Annotated in this window: 15 protein-coding genes; 10 read left to right on the top strand and 5 right to left on the bottom strand. The window is 66.4% G+C overall.

The genetic code is table 11. The annotated features are described in order from the left end of the window. The 3 genes from Q8Q83_RS01855 to Q8Q83_RS01845 form a co-directional block, all read right to left on the bottom strand. Positions 1-2,089: efflux RND transporter permease subunit (locus Q8Q83_RS01855; protein WP_305620626.1), on the bottom strand; the 2,089-nt coding region annotated here is incomplete at its 3' end. A gap of 12 nt (positions 2,090-2,101) precedes the next feature. Then, positions 2,102-3,343: a multidrug efflux RND transporter periplasmic adaptor subunit MexE gene (gene mexE, locus Q8Q83_RS01850; RefSeq protein WP_305620624.1), complete on the bottom strand. Its 1,242-nt coding sequence runs from the start codon at positions 3,341-3,343 to the stop codon at positions 2,102-2,104. A 217-nt stretch (positions 3,344-3,560) separates the two neighbouring features. Continuing rightward, positions 3,561-4,475 carry a LysR family transcriptional regulator gene (locus Q8Q83_RS01845; protein WP_305620622.1) on the bottom strand — a complete coding sequence of 305 codons (915 nt, stop codon included), beginning with the start codon at positions 4,473-4,475 and terminating at the stop codon, positions 3,561-3,563. A 206-nt stretch (positions 4,476-4,681) separates the two neighbouring features. Here Q8Q83_RS01845 and Q8Q83_RS01840 point away from each other — a divergent pair, with 206 nt between their 5' ends. Beyond that, a complete protein-coding gene (locus tag Q8Q83_RS01840; RefSeq protein ID WP_305620620.1) occupies positions 4,682-5,695 on the top strand; it encodes a zinc-dependent alcohol dehydrogenase family protein in 1,014 nt (337 codons plus the stop codon). 42 nt (positions 5,696-5,737) lie between these two features. Here the strand turns inward: Q8Q83_RS01840 and Q8Q83_RS01835 are convergent, their stop codons facing one another. Further along, a complete protein-coding gene (locus tag Q8Q83_RS01835) occupies positions 5,738-6,715 on the bottom strand; it encodes a ribose-phosphate pyrophosphokinase (protein ID WP_305620618.1) in 978 nt (325 codons plus the stop codon). Between the two features lie 391 nt (positions 6,716-7,106). On the opposite strand from Q8Q83_RS01835, the gene fdhF reads away from it, so the two are divergent. From fdhF to Q8Q83_RS01795, 8 genes are all read left to right on the top strand, one after another. Further along, the gene (fdhF, locus tag Q8Q83_RS01830) at positions 7,107-9,200 is read left to right on the top strand and encodes a formate dehydrogenase subunit alpha (RefSeq protein ID WP_305620616.1); all 2,094 of its coding nucleotides are present in this window, start codon (positions 7,107-7,109) and stop codon (positions 9,198-9,200) included. Beyond that, on the top strand, positions 9,187-10,206 hold the full coding sequence (locus Q8Q83_RS01825) for a 4Fe-4S dicluster domain-containing protein (RefSeq protein ID WP_305620615.1): 1,020 nt from the start codon (positions 9,187-9,189) through the stop codon (positions 10,204-10,206). The genes fdhF and Q8Q83_RS01825 overlap by 14 nt, the downstream gene beginning before the upstream one ends. Beyond that, positions 10,203-11,042, top strand: a complete 840-nt coding sequence (locus tag Q8Q83_RS01820) for an FAD/NAD(P)-binding protein (RefSeq protein ID WP_305620613.1) — start codon at positions 10,203-10,205, stop codon at positions 11,040-11,042. The genes Q8Q83_RS01825 and Q8Q83_RS01820 overlap by 4 nt, the downstream gene beginning before the upstream one ends. A gap of 24 nt (positions 11,043-11,066) precedes the next feature. Further along, positions 11,067-12,830, top strand: a complete 1,764-nt coding sequence (gene acsA / locus Q8Q83_RS01815) for an acetate--CoA ligase (protein WP_305620612.1) — start codon at positions 11,067-11,069, stop codon at positions 12,828-12,830. Then, positions 12,827-13,828: a pyruvate dehydrogenase (acetyl-transferring) E1 component subunit alpha gene (gene pdhA, locus Q8Q83_RS01810; protein WP_305620610.1), complete on the top strand. Its 1,002-nt coding sequence runs from the start codon at positions 12,827-12,829 to the stop codon at positions 13,826-13,828. The genes acsA and pdhA overlap by 4 nt, the downstream gene beginning before the upstream one ends. Continuing rightward, positions 13,825-14,799, top strand: coding sequence for an alpha-ketoacid dehydrogenase subunit beta (locus Q8Q83_RS01805; protein WP_305620608.1), 975 nt, complete (start codon positions 13,825-13,827; stop codon positions 14,797-14,799). Before pdhA ends, Q8Q83_RS01805 begins: the two co-directional genes overlap by 4 nt. A 215-nt stretch (positions 14,800-15,014) precedes the next feature. Then, a complete protein-coding gene (locus tag Q8Q83_RS01800; protein WP_305620607.1) occupies positions 15,015-16,178 on the top strand; it encodes a dihydrolipoamide acetyltransferase family protein in 1,164 nt (387 codons plus the stop codon). A 10-nt stretch (positions 16,179-16,188) separates the two neighbouring features. Continuing rightward, a complete protein-coding gene (locus Q8Q83_RS01795; RefSeq protein WP_305620605.1) occupies positions 16,189-16,437 on the top strand; it encodes an acyl carrier protein in 249 nt (82 codons plus the stop codon). A 71-nt stretch (positions 16,438-16,508) separates the two neighbouring features. On the opposite strand, the gene Q8Q83_RS01790 is transcribed toward Q8Q83_RS01795, so the two are convergent. Beyond that, on the bottom strand, positions 16,509-19,187 hold the full coding sequence (locus Q8Q83_RS01790) for an HAD-IC family P-type ATPase (RefSeq protein WP_305620604.1): 2,679 nt from the start codon (positions 19,185-19,187) through the stop codon (positions 16,509-16,511). A gap of 396 nt (positions 19,188-19,583) precedes the next feature. Here Q8Q83_RS01790 and Q8Q83_RS01785 point away from each other — a divergent pair, with 396 nt between their 5' ends. After that, entirely contained in the window at positions 19,584-19,847 is a 264-nt protein-coding gene (locus Q8Q83_RS01785) for a DUF5676 family membrane protein (RefSeq protein WP_305620602.1), read from the top strand. Positions 19,848-19,863: the final 16 nt, after the last annotated feature.

The following is a 19,863-nucleotide window of genomic DNA, read 5'->3' as shown; positions in this document are numbered from 1 at the left end:
CACGGTCCTGCACCTGCAGGCGGAAGCCGCCGATGGTGCCCAAACCCTGCACCGGCGGTGGCGGGAAGATGGCGATATAAGCGTCCTGAATCTCGCCGAACTGGGCGTTCAGTTCAGCCGCGATGGCCGTGGCGCTCATCGACGGATCGCTGCGCTCGTCGAACGGCTTAAGCGGGGTGAAGACGATGCCGCTGTTTGGGCTATTGGTGAAGCCGTTGATCGACAGGCCAGGGAAGGCCACGGTGTTTTCCACACCGGGGTGCTTGCCGGCGATTTCCGACATCTTCTTGATCACTGCTTCGGTGCGATCCAGGGTTGCCGCATCCGGCAGCTGAGCGAAGGCCACCAGGTACTGTTTGTCCTGCGCCGGTACGAAACCCGTCGGCGTGGTGGCGAAACCCAGGTAGGTCAGGCCCATCAGCCCGGCATACACCACCAGGGCAATCGAGCTGCCGCGCAGCACACGCTTCACCGTGGCGACATAGCCATGGCTCGCGCGGTCGAACAGACGGTTAAACGGTTTGAACAACCAGGCGCCAAACAGCTTGTCGAGCACCTTGGAGAAACCATCCTTGGGCGCATCGTGGCTTTTCAGCAGCACGGCGGCCAGGGCAGGGGAGAGGGTCAGCGAGTTAAAGGCGCTGATCACGGTCGAGATGGCGATGGTCAGCGCAAACTGCTGGTAGAACTGTCCGGTAAGCCCGGAGATAAAGGCTGTGGGGATAAACACCGCACAGAGCACCAGGGCCGTGGCGACGATCGGCCCGGTGACTTCCTTCATCGCCTGCTGGGTGGCTTCCACCGGGGTTTTACCCAGGCCGATATTACGTTCGACGTTCTCCACCACGACTATGGCGTCGTCCACCACGATGCCGATGGCCAGCACCAGGCCGAACAAGGACAGCGCGTTGAGCGAGAAGCCGAACATATGCATCACGGCGAAGGTGCCGATCAACGACACCGGCACGGCGGCCAGCGGGATGATCGAGGCGCGCCAGGTTTGCAGGAACAGCACCACCACCAGCACCACCAGGAGGATGGCCTCAAGCAATGTGTGCACCACCGCTTCGATGGAACCGCGCACGAAGATGGTCGGGTCGTAGACGATCTCGAAGTCCACGCCCTGGGGGAAGCTCTGCTTCAGTTCGGCCATGCGTGCGCGCACCGCATCGGAAATCTCGATGGCGTTGGAACCGGGGCGCTGGAATACCGGGATGGCCACTGCCGGTTTGTTGTTCAGCAAGGAGCGCAGGGCGTATTGACTAGAGCCCAGCTCGATTCGCGCGATGTCCTTCAGGCGAGTGATTTCGCCATCTTCACCGGCGCGGATGATGATGTTCTCGAACTCTTCCTCGCTGACCAAGCGGCCCTGGGTGTTGATCGACAGCTGAAAGCTGTTGCCCGCATCCGAGGGCGGCGCGCCGAGGGAACCGGCGGCGACCTGACGGTTCTGTTCGCGAATGGCGGCTACCACGTCGCTGGCGGTGAGGCCCCGCGAGGCCACCTTGTTCGGGTCGAGCCAGACGCGCAGCGAGTAGTTGCCGAGGCCGAACAATTGCACATCGCCCACACCGTCCAGGCGTGCCAGCTCGTCCTTGATGTTGAGCGCGGCGTAGTTGGACAGGTAGAGCATGTCGTAGCGGTCGTCCGGCGAGGTCAGGTGCACCACCATGGTCAGGTCGGGCGAGGCCTTGTCCACCGTCACACCGAGGCGCTGCACTTCGGTGGGCAGGGTCGGCATGGTCCGCGTTACGCGGTTCTGCACCTGCACCTGAGCGTTGTCCAGGTCGGTACCCAGAGCGAAGGTGATGGTCAGGGTCAGCTTGCCGTCGGCAGTGCCCTGGGACGACATATACAGCATGCCCTCGACACCGGTGATCGCCTGCTCCAGCGGCGAGGCGACGGTTTCACCTATCACCTTGGGGTTGGCACCGGGGAAGGCGGCGCGTACCACTACTGTGGGCGGCACCACTTCCGGGTATTCGCTGATCGGCAGCTGGAACAGCGAGATGGCGCCGCCGATCAGGATCAGTAAGGAGAGCACCGCGGCGAAGATCGGCCGTTGGATAAAGAACTGGGAAAAATTCATGGTCGTGCCCTGTTAGCTGCGTGGTGCAGTGGTGGCGGGAGCGTTCTTCACCGCGACGCTAGGGGCATCGCGACTGTCCACGGATTGACGCAGGCGCGCCAGAGTGGCCAGGGTCTGCTCGTCGGCCATCGGCACGGCTTGCGGATCGACGGTGGCACCAGGCATAACGCGCTGCAGACCGTTGACCACGATTTTTTCGCCCTTGGCCAAGCCGTTGCGCACGATGCGCAGGCCTTCAAGTTTCGGCCCCAGCTCGATGGCGCGGTACTGCACGCTGTTGTCTTTGCCCAACACCAGCACGAACTTCTTGCCGAGGTCCGTGCCCACGGCCGCGTCCTGAATCAGGCTGGCGTCGTATTGGCCGCTGCCGACCAGTTTGAGGCGGGCGTACAGGCCGGGGGTGAACTGGCCGTCACGGTTGTCGAACACGGCGCGGCCGCGGATGGTGCCGGTCTTGGGGTTGACCTGGTTGTCGAGGAAATCCAACTGGCCCAGGTGCGGGTTACCGTCCTCGCTGGACAGGCCGAGATAGACAGGGCTGGCATCGCGGGTCTGGCCGCCGGCCTGGCGGGCCAGTTCGACGTACTTGAGGAACACGCGCTCATCGGCGTCGAAGTAGGCATAGACCTTGTCGGTGCTGACCACTGTGGTGAGCTGGCTTTGCCCGGCGGTGACCAGGTTGCCTGCGGTGATCTCGGCGCGGCTGACGCGGCCCTCGATGGGCGCGGTGACGCGGGTGAAGCTTAGGTTGAGGCGGGCGTTGTCCAGTTCAGCCTGGATCCCGGCTACCGCCGCCTTGGCTTCGGCGGCTGCACTGGCACGGGCGTCGGCGAGTTCCGCGGAGATCGCATTGCTCTTGCGCAGACGCTCGCCACGCTGGGCTTCACTGGCGGTGCGTGCCTGACTGGCACGGGCCTGCTGCAACTGGGCTTCGAGGCGTTTGACCTCGGCCTGGAACGGCCGCGGGTCGATCTGGAACAGCAGGTCGCCCTTGTTCACCAGGCTGCCTTCGGTGAAGGCCACGCGGTCGATAAAGCCGGACACCCGTGGTCGGATATCCACCGATTCCGGCGCTTCCAGACGGCCGGTAAATTCGTCCCATTCGTTGATTGGTTGCTGGATGACTTCAGCCACGCTGACCTTGGCGGCCGGCATCTGCTGCAGGGTTTCGGGGGCTTTGCCGCAGGCGCTTAGCAGCACAATCGCTGCCAGCGTCAGGGGAAGATGCCAAAGGGCTGTGTTGGACTGATCCATGGATAGCTCCGCCAGAGACTGTTGTTGATGGGCGGAGTCTGCGGCGGCCGTAGGTGCGGCACGAATCGAACGCGGCAAAGGTAAGTATCATCAGCGATGATGATTCGACGGGTTATATCAATGCAGACGTAGGATGGGTTGAGCGCAGCGATACCCATCGTGGCTTTCCCGCATGGGTATCGCCTACGGCTCAACCCATCCTACGTCGGGATTGCGCCTACAGGCTGTCCGGATCGCCGCAGAACATCTGGATGCGCGAGCGCAGCCAGCGTTCGGCCGGGTCGTTGTCCTGGGCGCCGCGCCAGGCCATGGACAGCTCGAAGGGCTGGGTCGGCATGGGCGGGTCTTCGGCGCGCAAGCCGCCAGCGGCGGTCAGGGCGGCAGCGGTGTAGTCCGGCACCATGGCCACCAGATTGGTGCCAGCGAGCAGGGTGCTAAGACCATTGAACTGCGGCACCGCCAGCACCACACGGCGCTTGCGGCCGACCTTGGCCAGTTCTTCGTCGACGAAGCCTGCCAGGTCTCCGGCAAAGGACACCAGCGCATGGGGGCGCTCGCAGTAGTCGTCGAGGCTCAGCGGACCGGGCACCGCATCGGCGCGCAGTAACTTGGGCTTGGAGCGACGTAGAGTCTTGCGCTTGGCGTTGGCGGGCAGTTCCTCGGTGTAGCTGACCCCCACGGAAATCTCCCCTGAGGCCAGCAGGGCCGGCATCAGCAGGTAGTTGGTGCGGCGGATCACCAGCACCACGCCGGGCGCTTCGGCGCGCAGGCGTTTGATCAAAGGCGGCAGCAGGCCGAACTCGACGTCATCCGACAGGCCGATGCGAAACACCGTATTGCTAGTGGCCGGATCGAAATCGGCGGCGCGGCTGACCGCCGTGGAGATCGAATCCAGCGCCGGTGAGAGCAAACCGGCGATTTCCTGGGCGCGGGCGGTGGGTTCCATGCTGCGCCCGGTGCGCACGAACAGCGGGTCATCGAACAGGCTGCGCAGGCGGGCGAGGGCGGCGCTGATGGCCGGCTGGCCGAGGAAGAGTTTTTCCGCCGCGCGGGTCACGCTGCGCTCATGCATCAGCGTTTCGAAGACGATCAACAGGTTGAGATCGACGCGGCGAAGATCGTTACGGTTCATCCGGGGTCCATTCTGGAGTGGCGGCAGTTTTGCGCGCGACTCAGGCTAATGCCGAATGCCCGTGCCAGGCAATACATGAGCGCGAATGATGCAAAACCTTGGCATCATCATCGACAAGCATGGTGAATATCAGCCCGGCGCTGTGGCATTGCCGGTAAAGCCCGGATAAAGTCCGGGCCATTAGGGGTCAACCGACGAGGTTCGCAATGTCCCGCATCATTCGTTTTCATCAGTTCGGCGAGGCCGACGTCCTTAAAATCGAAGAGCGCTCGAGCCCCACGCCTGCGGCTGGCGAAGTACTGATTGGGGTCGAGGCTATCGGCGTCAGTTGGTACGACGTGCTGTGGCGGCAGAACCTGGCCAATACCGCGGTGCAGCTGCCGGCGGGCCTCGGCCATGAACTGGCCGGCACTGTGCTGGCGCTCGGTGCCGGGGTGAGCGACCTGGCTCTCGGTGATAAGGTCGCCAGCTTCCCCGGGCACAGCGCCAACCGCTATCCGGCCTATGCCGAACAGGTGGTGCTGCCGCGCAGTTCGCTGACCCGTTATCCGGACAATCTCAGCCCGCAGCAGGCCTGCGTGCATTATTTGCCGTCCATGGTGGGCTGGTTCGGCTTCGTCGAACTGGCGCGTCTGCAGCCCGGCGAAACCGTATTGGTGACCGCCGCCAGCCGCTGTTGGGGCCCCTATATAGTACAGATGGGCAAGGCCCTGGGCGCGCAGGTGATTGCCGCCACCGAGCATGCTGAGGACCGCGACTTCCTCAAGCAACTGGGCGCCGACCATATCATCCTCACCGAAGAGCAGGACCTGGTCAGCCGGGTCAGCAAGCTCACCGATGGTCGCGGCGTCAACGTGGTGATGGATGCCCTCGGCGGCCCGCAGATGTGCCTGCTGGGCGACGCCCTGGCGCCACGGGGACGGCTGATCCTGTTCGATCTGCAAGGCGGCAACGAAACGCCATTTCCGGCCTGCGCCGCGTTCCAGAAGAACATCCAGTTCTTCGTGCACTGCATCGGCAACTTCACCGGCAAGGAAGAATTGGGCATCCCCCAGGACGAAGTCGCAGTGGCCAAGGCACTGCAGGGCATCAACCAACTCACCGCCGACGGCCTGTTGCAGCCGCTGATCGACAGCCAGTACAGCTTCGAGCAAGTGGTGGCCGCCCACCGCTATATGGAAACCTGCCCCAGCCGTGGGCGCGTGCTGCTGACGCTTTAACGACTAATGCCCAGGCTCGCCTGGGCATTAGTCCGTTGTTCCCTAGGCCTGTTGGCTGTCGAGGCTTAGGCCATATTCCTCGGCCAGCAGCGCGGCCACCGCGGCGCTGGAATCGATAATCTGCAGGCGTTGGCTCGCCAGCGCCGGGTCCAGGCGAAACGGCGGCACGCTGTCGAACACCACCAGCTGCTCCAGCAACGGGCTGTCGAGCAGTTCGCTGCCGCCGGTGAACAGGCCGTGCACCGCACCGGCCAGAATGCGCCTGGCGCCAGCGGCCTGGAAGGCCTGGGCGGCGCGCAGCAGGGTGGTGCCGGTACTGATCAGGTCATCGATGATGATCGCCGTCTTGCCCTGCACATCACCTACCAGCAGGGCGCCGCTGACGAGCTCGTTGCGCCGGTGTTTCTCCATAAAGGCGCTCCCCACCGGTCGCCCGCTGCGCCGCTGCAGGGCGAGGCGAAACTGTTCGGCTCGCTTGGTGCCGCCCGCGTCAGGGGAGACGGCTACCACCTCGGCATCGGCCACCAGGGCGGCGAAATGCTCGGCGAACAGTTCGGCGCCCGGCAGGTTCTGGCTGGGGATGCGAAAGGCATTGTCGAAGGCCGCGTCGCTATGCACTTCCAGCGTCAGCAGGCGGTCGACGCCGCAGGCTTCGAACATGGCGGCGACATAGCGGCTGATAATCGGGTCCTGAAACTCGGTGCGCCGCTCCTTGCGCCCGTAACACAGATAGGGCACGACCACCTGCACACGGCGGGCCCCGGCGTCTTTCAGGGCGCCACAGAAGAACAGCAGGCGACACAGCTTGTCGTTGCCGCTCTGCTCGTTGTCGCCGTAGAGCGAATGGAACACCACCACCTGGCGGCCGTTGACCGCCTGCAGTGGCCGGCTCTTATGTTCGCCATCTTCGAACAGGCGCTCCTCATGCTCGGCCAGCTGGCAGCCGAGGCGCTGCGCCACCCGCTCGGCATAGGCCTGGCTGCCGTGCAGGGCGAACAACAGGGGAAATTCGGTGGCCATGGCGCTGCTCCCAGGGTTGCTACATGGCTTGAGCATTGTCTGTGTAGGCTGCCCGTCAAGCCGCCGTGCAGTTTTTGCAGTATGCACGCGGTCCGCGCGGCGCCTGCTGATCTCGATCAACGCCCGAGCCGCCTTATTCGTTGGCACGGCCAGCAGGCTGGAAGGCCGCCAACAACAGGCGCGGATCACGCAGAATCGTTGAGAGCCAATATCAACGCCTTTACTGATTGCCGAGCCGCCTATGCGCCATTCGGTGGCGCTGCATATCCTGGCCCTGGTGATTGAGATCAAACCTAAGGCCGCTTACTGGCGCATTCCTTGATCCGGATCAAAGGCCGCGCATCGTCCGGGGCCTAGCCTGCAAGAGTCGGGGGCTGGCTGGGAGATCGGGATGCGCGTGGTACCGAGCATTTGCACCTTCTGCGGGGTCGGCTGCGGCCTGGGCCTGCGGGTGGAGGACGGCCGGGTGATAGGCGTCGAGCCACAACCCGGACACCCGGTCAGCCAGGGCCAGTTGTGCGCCAAGGGCTGGGCCAGCAGCTTCGCCATCGACCCGCATGGCCGCCTGACCCAGCCTTTGATCAAGGAACATGGCCAATTTCGTCCGGCCAGCTGGGACGAGGCCCTGGACCTGGTCGCCGATGGCCTGCGCAGCGCCCTGGATGAACGCGGCCCGAGCGGGGTGGGGGTGATCAGCTGCGCCCGCGCCACCAATGAAGATAACTACGCCGCGCAGAAATTCGCCCGCGCGGTGCTCAAGAGCAACAACATCGACCACTGCGCGCGCATCTGTCACAGCCCCTCGGTGGCCGGCCTCAGCCGCACCCTGGGGTCGGGGGCGATGAGCAACAGCATCGCCGATATCGACCAGGCCGACCTGATCCTGGTGGTCGGCGCCGATGTCACCGAGAACCACGCCATGATCGGCGCGCGCATGCTACGCGCCCAGGCTCGCGGCGCCACCCTGGTGGTGGTCGACCCGCGCAAGACACGCCTGGCGCGCCTGGCCGATATCCACCTGCAACTGCGCCTGGGCAGCAATATCGCGCTGCTCAATGGCCTGTTGCAGATCATCCTGGCCAATGGCTGGGAGAACGCCGCCTTTCTCGCCGAGCGCTGCGCGGACATAGCCCCGCTACGCCGCCATCTGGCCGCCCTGTCCTTGGAGCAATGCAGCGCCCAGTGCGGCATCGGCGTTGCGGAGCTGGAGCGCGTGGCCTATCTGTTCAGCCAGGCCAAGGCCGCCTTTACCGCCTACGGCATGGGCATCACCCAGTTCCAGAGCGGGACCAACAACGTCATCGCGCTGTCCAATCTGGTGCTGGCCTGCGGCCAGATCGGCCGGCCGGGTACCGGCATCAACCCGCTGCGCGGGCAGAACAATGTGCAGGGCGCCTGCGACATGGGCTGCCTGCCGAATGTCTACCCCGGCTACCAGGAGGCCAGCGACCCGGCCGTGCGCGCCAAGTTCGCCGCGGCCTGGGGCACCGAAGTGGCGCAAGCGCCGGGGCTGACCTCGCTGGGGATGATGCATGCGGCGCAGCAGGGTGAGCTGCGCGCCTTGCTGATCATGGGCGAGGACCCGCTGCAGACCGATCCGGACCAGAACCAGGTGGCCCGCGCCTTCGCCGCCCTGGATTTTCTGGTGGTGGTGGAGCTGAGCCTGACCGCCACCGCCCAGCAGGCCGACGTGGTGCTGCCGGCCGCGGCCTTCGCCGAGAAGGACGGCACCTTCACTAACTGCGAGCGCCGCGTGCAGCGCATCCGCCAGGCCATAGCGCCGCCGGGGCTGGCGCGCAGCGACTGGCAGATACTCGGTGAGCTGGCCGCGCGCCTGGGTTATGCCGGCATGGCCTGGCGTGACGCCGAGGCGCTATTTGCCGAGATAACGGCCCTGACGCCGAGCTTCTCCGCCATGAGCTACCCGGCGCTGGAGGCCAAGCATGGCCTGCAATGGCCCTGCGATGCCGAGCACCCCCGGGGCTCGCCGATTCTGCATCGGCAGCGTTTCCCCATCGGTCGCGCCCGGCTGCTGGCGGTGTCCCAGGTGGATGTCGATGAGCTGCCGGATGCCGAATATCCCTTCGCCTTTACCACCCAGCGTCTGCATTTTCACTACGGCTGCGGCTCCATGACCCGCAAATCGCCGCTGCTGGAGCGGGAAACCCCGGCCGGGCTGCTGTTTATCCACCCTATGGACGCCGCCGAACTGGGCCTGGCCCAGCATCAGGGCGTGCGGGTGCGCTCGCGGCGCGGTTTTCTGGAAACCCGGATAGAGCTGACCGATGACCTACCCCGCGGCACCCTGAGCATGCCCTATCACTTTATTGAGGCGCCCTGTAACCGCCTGACCAACGACGCCCAGGACCCCATCAGCAAGATGCCCGAGCTCAAGGCTTGCGCGGTGGCGCTGCAGCCTCTGCCGCCTGGACAGGCGCCGAGTCGCGCGGCCGGCGCCAGCGAGGTAACCCATGCAAGCCTATAGCCTGGATCGGCCGGAACGCCTGCGCGCCCACCTGGCGCTGCAGCGTCGCCTGTATGAAGTGCGCCCGGATGGCCAGGGCGGTCAGCACTGGCAGACGGTCAGCAGCCAGGATCTGCATGCCTTCGAGCCGGCGGCCGAGCCGCCGCCGTTTTCCGCCAAGAGTTTCTTCTTCGCCGAGCGCGAACTGCTGTTTCGCTTCGAGGGCGGCCAGTTCTATTCGGCCCTGCCGCAGGTCGTGCCCCAGGTGCTGTTCGGCCTGCACGCCTGCGACCTGCAGGCGGTGGCCTATCAGGACCAGTTCTTCGTCAATGACCCGCATTACCAGGCGCGTCGCCAGGCCAGCCTGTTGGTCGGTATCGACTGCCTGCACAGCTGCGCCGGTGGTTTCTGCAGCACGGTCGGCAGCGGGCCGGCGGTGCGCCAGCAGACGGCCGATCTGATCCTGCTGCCGCGCCAGAGCGAGGACGCCGACTGGCTGTTGCTGGTCGCCAGCGAGGCCGGGCAGGCCGCTTTGCAGGGGCTGCAGCTGCCCCAGGCCGATGACGACTGGCAGGCCGAGCGGGTGGCCAACGAAGCCCGGGTAGCGGCGCAGCAGGGCGCGCAGGAGGAGATAGTCGCTGGCATAGTCCAGCTCAATCTGGATGCCATCGACAGCAGCACCTGGGAAGAACTGGGCCTGCGCTGCCTGGGCTGTTCCGGCTGCACCTCGGTATGCCCGACCTGCTCCTGCTTCGCTCCGCTAGAGCAAACCAGCGCCCAGGGTGGCCTGCAGCGCGAACGGGTCTGGGACTCCTGCCTGTACCAGGGCTTCCAGCAGGAGGCCAGCGGGCACAACCCCAGCGCCACGGCGGGGCAGCGGGTGCAGCGCTTCTGGGCGCACAAGTTCGGCGATGCCTTCAAGGAGCGCTTCGCGGCCTACGGCTGCGTCGGTTGCGGCCGCTGCGACCGGGTCTGTCCCGGCGCCATCGGCGTGCATGGGGTGATGCACAGGCTGGCGCGGCCATGATCGACGCCACCCCACGCCGGTTGTTGCTGCTCGAGCAGTATGCCGATGGCGAAGACGCCCGCCATGTCAGCCTGCGCATCGAACAACCGCGGGCCAGTGATCGGGCCGTACTGCCCGGGCAGTTCTTTATGCTGACCCTGCCAGGCGTTGGCGAAGCGCCCTTCACCTATATCAGCCTGCCGGACGCCCAGGGCCACTTCAGCGCCCTGGTGCGCCGTACCGGCCGGCTCACCCAGGCGCTATTCGAACAGCCCGCGGGAGCCATACTGGGTTATCGCGGGCCATTCGGCCGCGGCTGGCCGCTGTTCTTCAGCGACAACCGGGTGTTGCTGGTGGCCGGCGGTTGCGGCCTGGCGCCATTGGCCGGGGTGATAGATAACGCCAGCCGCCATCAACTGCCCGCGCAGTTGAGCGTGATCTATGGCGCCCGGCATGCCGCCGCCCAGGTGTTGGGCCGCGAACGCGCCCGCTGGCGGCAGACGCTGCGCTTTATCGAAACCTGCGACCAGGCCGTGCCAGGGCAGCGCCAGGGCAGCCCGCTCGAGCATTTCGCCGAACTCTTCGCCACCCAGCCGCCCGAGGTGTTGCTGTGCTGCGGGCCGGAGCCGCTGATGCTGGCGAGCGCCGAAGCCTGCCTGCAGCGGGGCATCGCGGCGGACAAGATATGGCTCTCGCTGGAGCGCCGCATGCATTGCGCCGATGGCCTGTGCGGCCATTGCTACCTGGGCAGCAGCTACGTCTGCCAGGAGGGCCCGACCTACCGTTACGACCGCTATCTGCAACTGGTGGGCAACAGCAGCCCGCTCGCCATCGCGCAGCACTACCGGTTTTGCTGAGCGGCAATGCCTAAGGAGCCTTAGATGCGTTCGCAGATCATCGAAAAATCGCCCAGTGACTGGCCCGTCGAGCCGAACTGGTGGGACAGCCCCGCGGCGCGCGCGGCGTTCTCCTGGCGCACCGAGGCGGTGGGGCTGAGCGGCCTGCCGGAGGGCGGGCTGAACCTGGCCTTCGAAGCCGTGGATCGACATGCCCTGGGCGCGCATCGGCGCCATGTGGCCCTGCGCATCCTGCAGCGCGACGGTGGGCGCCGTGAGATCGACTACGGCCAGCTGAGCAGCCTGAGCAACCGCTTCGCCACTGTGCTGAAAAATCTCGGCGTCGGCCCTGGCACGCGGGTGTTCCTGCTCTGCGGGCGCGGCCTGGAGCTGTACCTGGGCATGCTCGGCAGCCTGAAGAACGGCTGCGTGGTGTCGCCGCTGTTTTCTGCCTTCGGCCCCGAGCCGATCGAAACCCGTTTGCGCCTAGGCGAGGGCGCGGTGTTACTGACCAGCGAAAGCCTGTACCGGCGCAAGGTGGCGGCGCTCCGCGAGCGGCTGCCGGCGCTCCAGCATGTGCTGCTGTACGACGAGAACGGCGGCCCCAATACGCCGGTCGAAGGCACCCACAGCCTGTACCAGTTGCTGGCGGAGGCCTCGGAGACCTTCGCCGTCGCGCCGACCACGCCCGACAGCCCGGCCTTGCTGCACTTCACCAGCGGTACCACCGGCGCCCCCAAGGGCGCGCTGCATGTGCACGGGGCGGCATTGACCCACCTGGTCACCGGCAAGTACGCCCTCGACCTGCACCCGGATGATATCTACTGGTGCAGCGCCGATCCGGGCTGGGTCACCGGCACCTCCTACGGCATTTTCGCGCCCTTGCTGCTGGGGGTGACCAGCGTGGTCGACTGCGGCGAGTTCGACGCCGAGCGCTGGTACCAGATTCTCGAACAGGAGCGGGTCAACGTCTGGTACACCGCGCCCACGGCCATCCGCCTGTTGATCAAGGCCGGCGCGGAACTGGCGCGCAGCCATCACTTCCCACAGCTGCGCTTTATCGCCAGCGTCGGCGAGCCGCTCAATCCCGAGGCGGTGTGGTGGGGCAAGGAGGTGCTCGGCAAGCCGATCCACGACAACTGGTGGCAGACCGAGACCGGCGGCATCATGCTCGCCAATACCGCGGCCATGGCGATCAAGCCTGGCTCCATGGGCAAGCCGCTGCCGGGCGTCGAAGCCGCCATAGTCGAACGCCATGCAGACGGCAGCTTGAGCCTGCTGGACGATGGGCAGGTCGGCGAACTGGCGCTGAAACAGCCCTGGCCGTCGTTGTTCCGCGCCTATCTGGGCCAGGAGGAGCGCTACCGGCGCTGCTTCGTCGGGGCCTGGTACCTGAGCGGCGACCTGGCCCGCCGCGATGCCGACGGCTACTACTGGTTCGTGGGCCGCAGCGACGATGTGATCAAGTCGGCCGGCCACCTGATCGGCCCCTTCGAGGTGGAAAGCGCGCTGATGGAGCACCCGGCGGTGGCCGAGGCGGCGGTGATCGGCATTCCCGATGCGCTGCTGGGCGAGATGGTCAAGGCCTTCGTCTCGCTGAAAAGCGGCGTGGAGCCGAGCCCGCAGTTGCAGGCGGAACTGCTCGGCCACGCGCGCAAACGCCTGGGCGCGGCGGTGGCGCCCAAGGAGCTGGCGTTCCTGCCCAGCTTGCCGCGCACCCGCAGTGGCAAGCTGATGCGCCGCCTGCTCAAGGCGCGCGAACTGGGCTTGCCGGAAGGCGACACCTCGACCCTGGAGAACCCGCTATGAGCGCGCCACGGGTGCCTTACCCGCAGGCGTTCGCCCAGAGCCTGCTGCGCGACATGTTGCGCATTCGGCGCCTGGAGGAGCGCGCCGCCGAGTTGTACGGCGCGGGCAAGATCCGCGGTTTCCTGCACCTGTATATCGGCGAGGAGGCAGTGGCGGTCGGCGTGCTGCGGGCGTTGGCGCCGGACGATGCGGTGCTGGCCACCTACCGCGAGCATGGCCATGCCTTGATCCAGGGCATCCCCATGACGGCTATCATGGCCGAGATGTACGGCAAGCAGGAAGGCTGCTCCCACGGGCGCGGCGGCTCGATGCACCTGTTCGATGCCAGAACGCGCTTCTTCGGCGGCAATGCCATAGTCAGCGCCGGCCTGCCGTTGGCCGTGGGTCTGGCCCTGGCCGAGCGCATGCAGGGTGGCTCGCGGATCGCCGTGTGCTTCTTCGGCGAAGGGGCGATGGCCGAAGGCGCCTTTCACGAGGCGATCAATCTGGCGGCGCTGTGGCAACTACCGGTGCTGTTCTGCTGCGAGAACAACAGCTACGCCATGGGCACCGCCCTGACCCGTTCGCAATCGCAGACCGATCTGTGCGCCAAGGCGGCGGCCTATAAGGTGGTCACCCAGGCGGTGGACGGCATGGATGTGGTGGCGGTGCACCAGGCCGCGCGCCAGGCGGTGGAACAGGTGCGGGCGGGATTGGGGCCGTACTTTCTCGAGCTCAGGACCTACCGTTTTCGCGCCCATTCGATGTTCGATCCCGAGCTGTATCGCGACAAGGCCGAAGTTGCGAAGTGGCAGGAACGTGGCCCCATCCACAGCTACAGCGCGCGGCTGAAGGCCCAGGGATTATTGGACGAGGCGCAGTTCCTGGCCCTCGACAGCGCGGTCAGCGCCGAAGTGGAGGCCGCCGTCGCCTTTGCCGAAGCCGGCAGCCTTGAGCCGGTCGAATCGCTATGCCGGGATGTTTACACGGAGTCGCCAGGCACGGAGGGCGCAGCATGAGCAGACGCATAAGCTACCGCGAGGCGTTGCGTCAGGCCTTGCGCGAAGCCCTGCAGCGTGACCCTCGGGTGTTCCTGATGGGCGAGGACGTCGGCTGTTACGGCGGCACCTATGCGGTGTCCAAGGGCCTGCTCGAGGAGTTCGGCGCCGAGCGTATCCGCGATACGCCGCTGTCCGAACTGGGCTTCGTCGGCGCTGGCATAGGCGCGGCGCTGGGCGGCATGCGGCCGATCGTCGAGGTGATGACGGTGAACTTCTGTCTGCTCGCCCTCGACCCGCTGATCAACACCGCGGCGACCCTGCGGCATATGTCCGGCGGCCAGTTCTCCGTGCCCTTGGTGCTGCGCATGGCCACCGGCGCCGGTCGGCAACTGGGGGCCCAGCATTCCCACAGCCTGGAAGGTTGGCTCGCGCATATCCCCGGTTTGAAGCTTCTCGCCCCGGCCACCCTGGAGGATGCCCGCGGCATGCTCTGGCCCGCGCTGCAGGACCCCGACCCGGTGCTGATCTTCGAGCATGCCCAGCTCTATAACCTCGAAGGCGAACTGGACGAGGCCGTGCCGGTGGACATCTGTTCGGCCAAGGTGCGCCGCGCAGGCCGCGACCTGAGCCTGATCGCCTACGGCGGCACCCTGGGCAAGGCGCTGGCGGCTGCCGAGCAACTGGCCGGGGAGGGCATAGACGCCGAGGTCATCGACCTGCGCGTGCTGCGCCCGCTGGACGATGCCACGCTGCTGGCCTCGGTGCGCAAGACCCGGCACGCCCTGGTGGTCGACGAAGGCTGGCGCAGCGGCAGCCTGGCGGCCGAGATCATGGCGCGAATCGTCGAACAGGCCTTCTATGAACTGGACGCACCGCCGGCGCGGGTATGCAGCGCCGAAGTACCGATGCCCTATGCCAAACACCTGGAACAAGCGGCATTGCCGCAAGTGTCGGCGATAGTCGCGGCGGCCCACGAACTGTGCGGCTAGCCAGCCGGCCAAGGGTTGTAGGCGCGAGGATGACGCCTAGTCCCATGCCCGCGAGAGCGCCGGGGAGACGAGTTTGACGCGTTTTTTGACTGTCGTACGAACCTGTAGGAGCCAGCTTGCTGGCGATCGATGGTTCAGGCGCTGCCTGGGTTTCGCCAGCAAGCTGGCTCCTACGGCTGTAACTGGCGATGCGTTGCTGATTGAGGAAGGGTTGCATGATCGAATTTAAACTGCCGTCCCTCGGCGCTGACATGGACGCCGGCACCCTGCTGGAATGGCAGGTCAAGCCCGGCGATAAGGTCAAGCGCGGCCAGGTGGTCGCGCTGATCGACACGGCCAAGGCCGCGGTGGATGTGGAGTGCTGGCACGACGGTGAAATCTTCGAGCTGTTGATCGAACCCGGGGCCAAGGTGCCGGTGGGCACGCCGATCGCCACCCTGCTGGAAGCCGGAGAAAGCCCACCCAGCGTGCGACGGCAAGCGGCGCCCGCTGCGCCGTCAACTGAATCAGCGCCCGCGGCCAGCCCAATGGCCACTGCCCTAGTGGACGAACCCGCCCTGCCGCCGGCCAGCCGGCCGCGGGTTTCCCCGGCCGCGCGCAAGCGGGCCGCCGAACTGGGCCTGGACCCGGCCGCGCTGAGCGGCAGTGGCCCCCACGGCGTGGTCACCCTGGAAGACGTCGAAGCCGCCGCCCAGCCGGCCGCGCCTGTCGACCGCCATGCCGCCATGCGCCAGGCCATCGCCGCGGCCATGAGCCGCTCCAAGCGCGAGATACCCCATTACTACCTGAGCGAGACCATTGCCCTCGGCAACGCCATGACCTGGCTACAGGCACGCAATGCCCAGAGCACGCCGGAGCAACGCCTGCTACCCGGTGTGCTGTTGCTCAAGGCGGTGGCCCTGGCACTGCGCGACTATCCGCAGCTCAACGGCTACTGGCGCGAAGGCGCCTTCCAGCCGGCCGCCGGCATTCACCTCGGCGTGGCCATCGCCCTGCGCCAGGGCGGCCTGATCGCACCGGCGCTGCACGATGTCGCCGACAAGCCGCTGCGCCAACTGATGAGTGAGCTGGGTGACCTGGTGCAGCGGGCCCGCAGCGGACCGCTGCGCAGCTCCGAACTGAGCGACGCCAGCCTCACCATCACCCAGCTCGGCGATCAGGGCGTGGATTGCGTTCTTGGGGTGATCTACCCGCCGCAGGTCGCCTTGGTCGGCTTCGGTCGTATTCTCGAACGACCCTGGGTGGAAGCGGGGCAGCTCTGCGTCAGGCCCACGGTGATGGCCAGCCTGGCCGCGGACCACAGGGTCAGCGATGGCCACTACGGCGCGCGTTTTCTCGGCGAGATCCGCCAGTTATTGCAAGACCCGGACAAGCTGTAAGGAGCCCCCCATGGATAAGCAGCAGTTGCGCCAGCAGGTACTGGAAGAATTGCAACGGATCGCCCCGGAACTCGAAGCCGAGACGCTGCGCAGCGACCGGCCGTTACGCGACGAGGTCGACCTGGATTCTATGGATTGGTTGCGCTTTCTCGGCGCCTTGCACCAACGTTTCGCGGTGAATATCCCCGAGGCCGACTACCGGCAGCTGCACAGCCTGGACAGCCTGGTCGGCTACCTGCAGCAACGGCTGGGAAAATAGGTCTAGGCCACGCCAACCTACGAATATCCGCGGGCCGAATTGAAGATGCGCGCGCTGGCGTCGGCGGAGGGTCATTCTGCCCGGCTGCCTGGCCGCGCCTGGGACGCTGTTTGCCTGGCTGAACCCAGGTATTTTTGCGCTTCGATGATCAGCGCGCAGGTGGCCGCAAAGGCGCCAATCCACAGCCATTCCCGCAGGCCGATAGGGGCGCTGTGAAACACCCGGTTGCAGGCCGGCAGATAGGTGAAGGCCAATTGCAGCGCCAGCATCGCGGCGCTGCCGAACCACACCCAGGGGTTGGAAAACGCCGCCATGGACCAGAATGGGTGGCTGAGGGAGCGGCAGTTGAACAGGTAGACAATCGCCACCAGCACGAAGACGTTGGTGGCGACTGTGCGCGCCTGCGCCATCGACTGGCCGCGCTGCAGCGCCAGCTCGAACAGGCCGAAGGCGCCGGCCAGCATCAGTAGGCTGAGCAGCACGATGCGCTGCAACAGACCGCGATCAAGCACCGGAGCACCCGGAGTCCTGGGCGGGCGCTGCATGATGCCGCGCTCGGCCGGCTCGAACGCCAGCATCATCCCCAGCAGGATGGCGGTGGTCAGGTTGATCCAGAGGATCTGCAGCGGTGTGATCGGCAGCGGCGTGCCGGCGAACACGGCGGCGAGTATTACCAGGCCCTCGCTGGCATTGGTGGGAATAGTCCAGGCAATGAACTTCACCAGGTTGTCGTAGAGACCACGCCCCTCCTCGATGGCCGCCTCGATGGTGGCGAAGTTGTCGTCGGTGAGGATCATGGCGGCGGCCTCCTTGGCCACCTCGGTGCCCTGGCCCATGGCTATGCCGATGTCGGCTTGTTTGAGCGCCGGCGCATCGTTGACCCCGTCACCGGTCATGGCCACCACTTCCCCGCCGGCCTGCAAGGCCCGCACCAGTCGTAGTTTCTGCTCAGGTTCGACGCGGGCGAACACATCCACGTCCGCCGCCACCCGACGCAAGGCTTGGTCATCGAGCTTGGCCAGTTCCTGGCCGGTCCAGGCCGCCACCCCGGCGCGGACTATGCCGAGTTGGCGGGCGATGGCGCTGGCCGTGCTGGGATGGTCGCCGGTGATCATCTTGACCCGGATGCCCGCCGCCTGGCAGGTGCGCACCGCGCGGATGGCGCGTGGCCGTGGCGGGTCGAGCATGGCCATGAGGCCGAGAAACACCAGCTCGGCGCCGAGCCGCGCATGCTCCAAGCGTTGCCCCGGCGCCAGCTCGGAGCGGGCCACGGCCAGTACGCGTAAACCGCTGGCCGCCAGGCGCGTGGCCTCGGCGTGGACGGTCTCGGCGGTCAGGGGCACCTCGTGGCCATGGGCATCGAGCATCGAGGCACAGCTGGCCAGGAGCTTCTCCACGGCGCCCTTCACGCAGACGATGCGCGCCCCTTCGATCTCATGCAGGGTCGCCATGTATTGGCGGGTCGAGTCGAAAGGCAGTTCATCCAGGCGTGGAAAAATCGAATTCAGCGTCTGCGTATCCAGCCCACCCTTACGCGCTGCGACCAGCAGGGCGGCTTCGGTGGGGTCACCGACCACAGTCCAATGCTGGCCGCTGTGGAGCACCCGCGCATCATTGCAGAGCGCGCTGGCCAGGAGGGTCTCGCGCAGGGCAGCGGCTATTGCCACTGGCTGCCCGGCCCACTCAATGCGCCCCGTCGGCCCGTAGCCATGGCCGCTGACGGAGAACGCTTCGCCGCCGGCCCAAATCGCGCGCACCGTCATCGCGTTTTCCGTCAGGGTCCCGGTTTTGTCGGAGCAGATGACCGTGGTGCTGCCCAGGGTCTCGACCGCGGGCAGCTTGCGAATGATGGCGCGGCGTTTGGCCATGCGCGCGACGCCGATGGCCAGGGTGATAGTCATGGCTGCCGGCAACCCCTCGGGTATCGCGCCCACGGCCAGGGCCACCGCCGCCATAAACATGCTGAAGGCTGACTCGCCGCGCAGCACGCCCACGCCGAAGGTCAGCGCGGCAAGCAGCAGGATGGCGATCAGCAACTGTTGGGCGAACACCGCCATCTTGCGCGTCAAGGGCGTTGTCAGCTCCGGCGCCTGGGCGATCAGGGCGCAGATGCGCCCGCTCTCGGTGCCATTGCCGGTGGCGACTACGACTGCGCGACCTTGGCCCGCGACCACCAGCGTGCCGGCATAGGCCATGTTGCGCCGCTCGGCGAGGGGCGTATCGGCGGCCAGGCAGTCGCTGCATTTATCCACCGGCAGCGATTCGCCGGTCAGCGCCGCCTCGCTGGTGCGCAGCTCCTTGCTGGTGAGCAGGCGCATGTCGGCGGGCACCTTGTCGCCGCTCGCCAACAGCACCAGATCACCGGGCACCAGTGCGGCCGCATCGAGCCGCTGGTGGCTGCCGGCCCGCAGCACCGTGGCCTCTGCCGCCACCGCCTGGGCGAGCGCCGCCAAGGCGGCTGCGGCCTTGCCTTCCTGGACGAAACCGAGGATGGCATTGATCAACACCACGGCGAAGATCACGCCGGCATCCAGCCATTCCCCCAGAAAGACCGTCACAGTGCCGGCTGCGATCAGTACCAGCACCAGGGGTTGCGCGACTTGCGCGGCAAAGCGCCGCCAGGCGCTTTTGCCAGGCGGCACGCTCGGCCGGTTAGGGCCGTAAACCCGCAAGCGCGCCGCCGCCTCGGATTGCGCGAGTCCTTGGCTGGGATCGACCTTGACCTCGGCCGTCACCTGGGAGGATTCCATTGCGTGCCATGCGCCCATGCCCAAGCTCGCCCTCATGCTTCGCCGCCATCACCTCGTTTGCCGGCGGCGCTGGGCCGCCCGGCGCAATCGCGCCCATGCCCTTGCCCGCGGCGCGCCCTGAACCCTGTTCATCCTTGGCCCGCCGCCGCGGCGGGGCTTTGATCTGGATCAAGGCGGGGGGATTCAGCCGCGGGCGTTGTGCTCAGCCTTGAGCCCGGTTGCGGCCATGGCCGTAGCAGGCCGTCGAAGCGATTTTGCCCTGGATTTGATCTACATCAACGGCGCTGTTGCGGCACTTCCTATGCTGACTATAAGGCGTCTGGGCATCCGCATTCGCTGCCCTGGGCGTCGCCGGCCAGTGGCCGAACCCCAGCGGCCAAACCTGAGGACTTAAACATGAACGCACCCTGGAAAACCGGTCTCGCCCTGGCCCTGAGCATGGCGATTTCCTATACGGTCTGTGCCGTGCTCTATGCGCTGTGGCCGGAGCAGGGCATCGCCTTTCTCAATGCCTTGTTCCATGGGCTGGACTTCAGTCGCCTGCAGGGGCCGCAAAGCTACAGCGCCGGCACTTTCCTCGGGCCACTGCTGGTATTGAGCCTGTGGGGGGGCTTGCTCGGAACCCTGTTTGCCTGGCTGCACGACAAGCTCCAGGGTTAGTCGTACTAGATCGCCG

The sequence above is a fragment of the Pseudomonas sp. genome (genome assembly GCF_030696055.1).
GTDB lineage: Bacteria > Pseudomonadota > Gammaproteobacteria > Pseudomonadales > Pseudomonadaceae > Aquipseudomonas.
Note: the sequence above shows the minus strand (reverse complement) of the source record. Positions and strands in the feature narration are given on the sequence as shown.

What these genes read in the sequence shown, in the direction of transcription:
- Q8Q83_RS01800 (WP_305620607.1), top strand. Translation starts at nt 15,015, where the DNA reads ATGATCGAATTTAAACTGCCGTCCCTCGGCGCTGACATGGACGCCGGC.
- Q8Q83_RS01835 (WP_305620618.1), bottom strand. Translation starts at nt 6,715, where the DNA reads ATGGCCACCGAATTTCCCCTGTTGTTCGCCCTGCACGGCAGCCAGGCC.
- Q8Q83_RS01795 (WP_305620605.1), top strand. Translation starts at nt 16,189, where the DNA reads ATGGATAAGCAGCAGTTGCGCCAGCAGGTACTGGAAGAATTGCAACGG.
- pdhA (WP_305620610.1), top strand. Translation starts at nt 12,827, where the DNA reads ATGAGCGCGCCACGGGTGCCTTACCCGCAGGCGTTCGCCCAGAGCCTG.
- Q8Q83_RS01790 (WP_305620604.1), bottom strand. Translation starts at nt 19,187, where the DNA reads ATGGAATCCTCCCAGGTGACGGCCGAGGTCAAGGTCGATCCCAGCCAA.
- mexE (WP_305620624.1), bottom strand. Translation starts at nt 3,343, where the DNA reads ATGGATCAGTCCAACACAGCCCTTTGGCATCTTCCCCTGACGCTGGCA.
- Q8Q83_RS01785 (WP_305620602.1), top strand. Translation starts at nt 19,584, where the DNA reads ATGAACGCACCCTGGAAAACCGGTCTCGCCCTGGCCCTGAGCATGGCG.
- Q8Q83_RS01805 (WP_305620608.1), top strand. Translation starts at nt 13,825, where the DNA reads ATGAGCAGACGCATAAGCTACCGCGAGGCGTTGCGTCAGGCCTTGCGC.
- Q8Q83_RS01825 (WP_305620615.1), top strand. Translation starts at nt 9,187, where the DNA reads ATGCAAGCCTATAGCCTGGATCGGCCGGAACGCCTGCGCGCCCACCTG.
- fdhF (WP_305620616.1), top strand. Translation starts at nt 7,107, where the DNA reads ATGCGCGTGGTACCGAGCATTTGCACCTTCTGCGGGGTCGGCTGCGGC.
- Q8Q83_RS01840 (WP_305620620.1), top strand. Translation starts at nt 4,682, where the DNA reads ATGTCCCGCATCATTCGTTTTCATCAGTTCGGCGAGGCCGACGTCCTT.
- Q8Q83_RS01820 (WP_305620613.1), top strand. Translation starts at nt 10,203, where the DNA reads ATGATCGACGCCACCCCACGCCGGTTGTTGCTGCTCGAGCAGTATGCC.
- acsA (WP_305620612.1), top strand. Translation starts at nt 11,067, where the DNA reads ATGCGTTCGCAGATCATCGAAAAATCGCCCAGTGACTGGCCCGTCGAG.
- Q8Q83_RS01845 (WP_305620622.1), bottom strand. Translation starts at nt 4,475, where the DNA reads ATGAACCGTAACGATCTTCGCCGCGTCGATCTCAACCTGTTGATCGTC.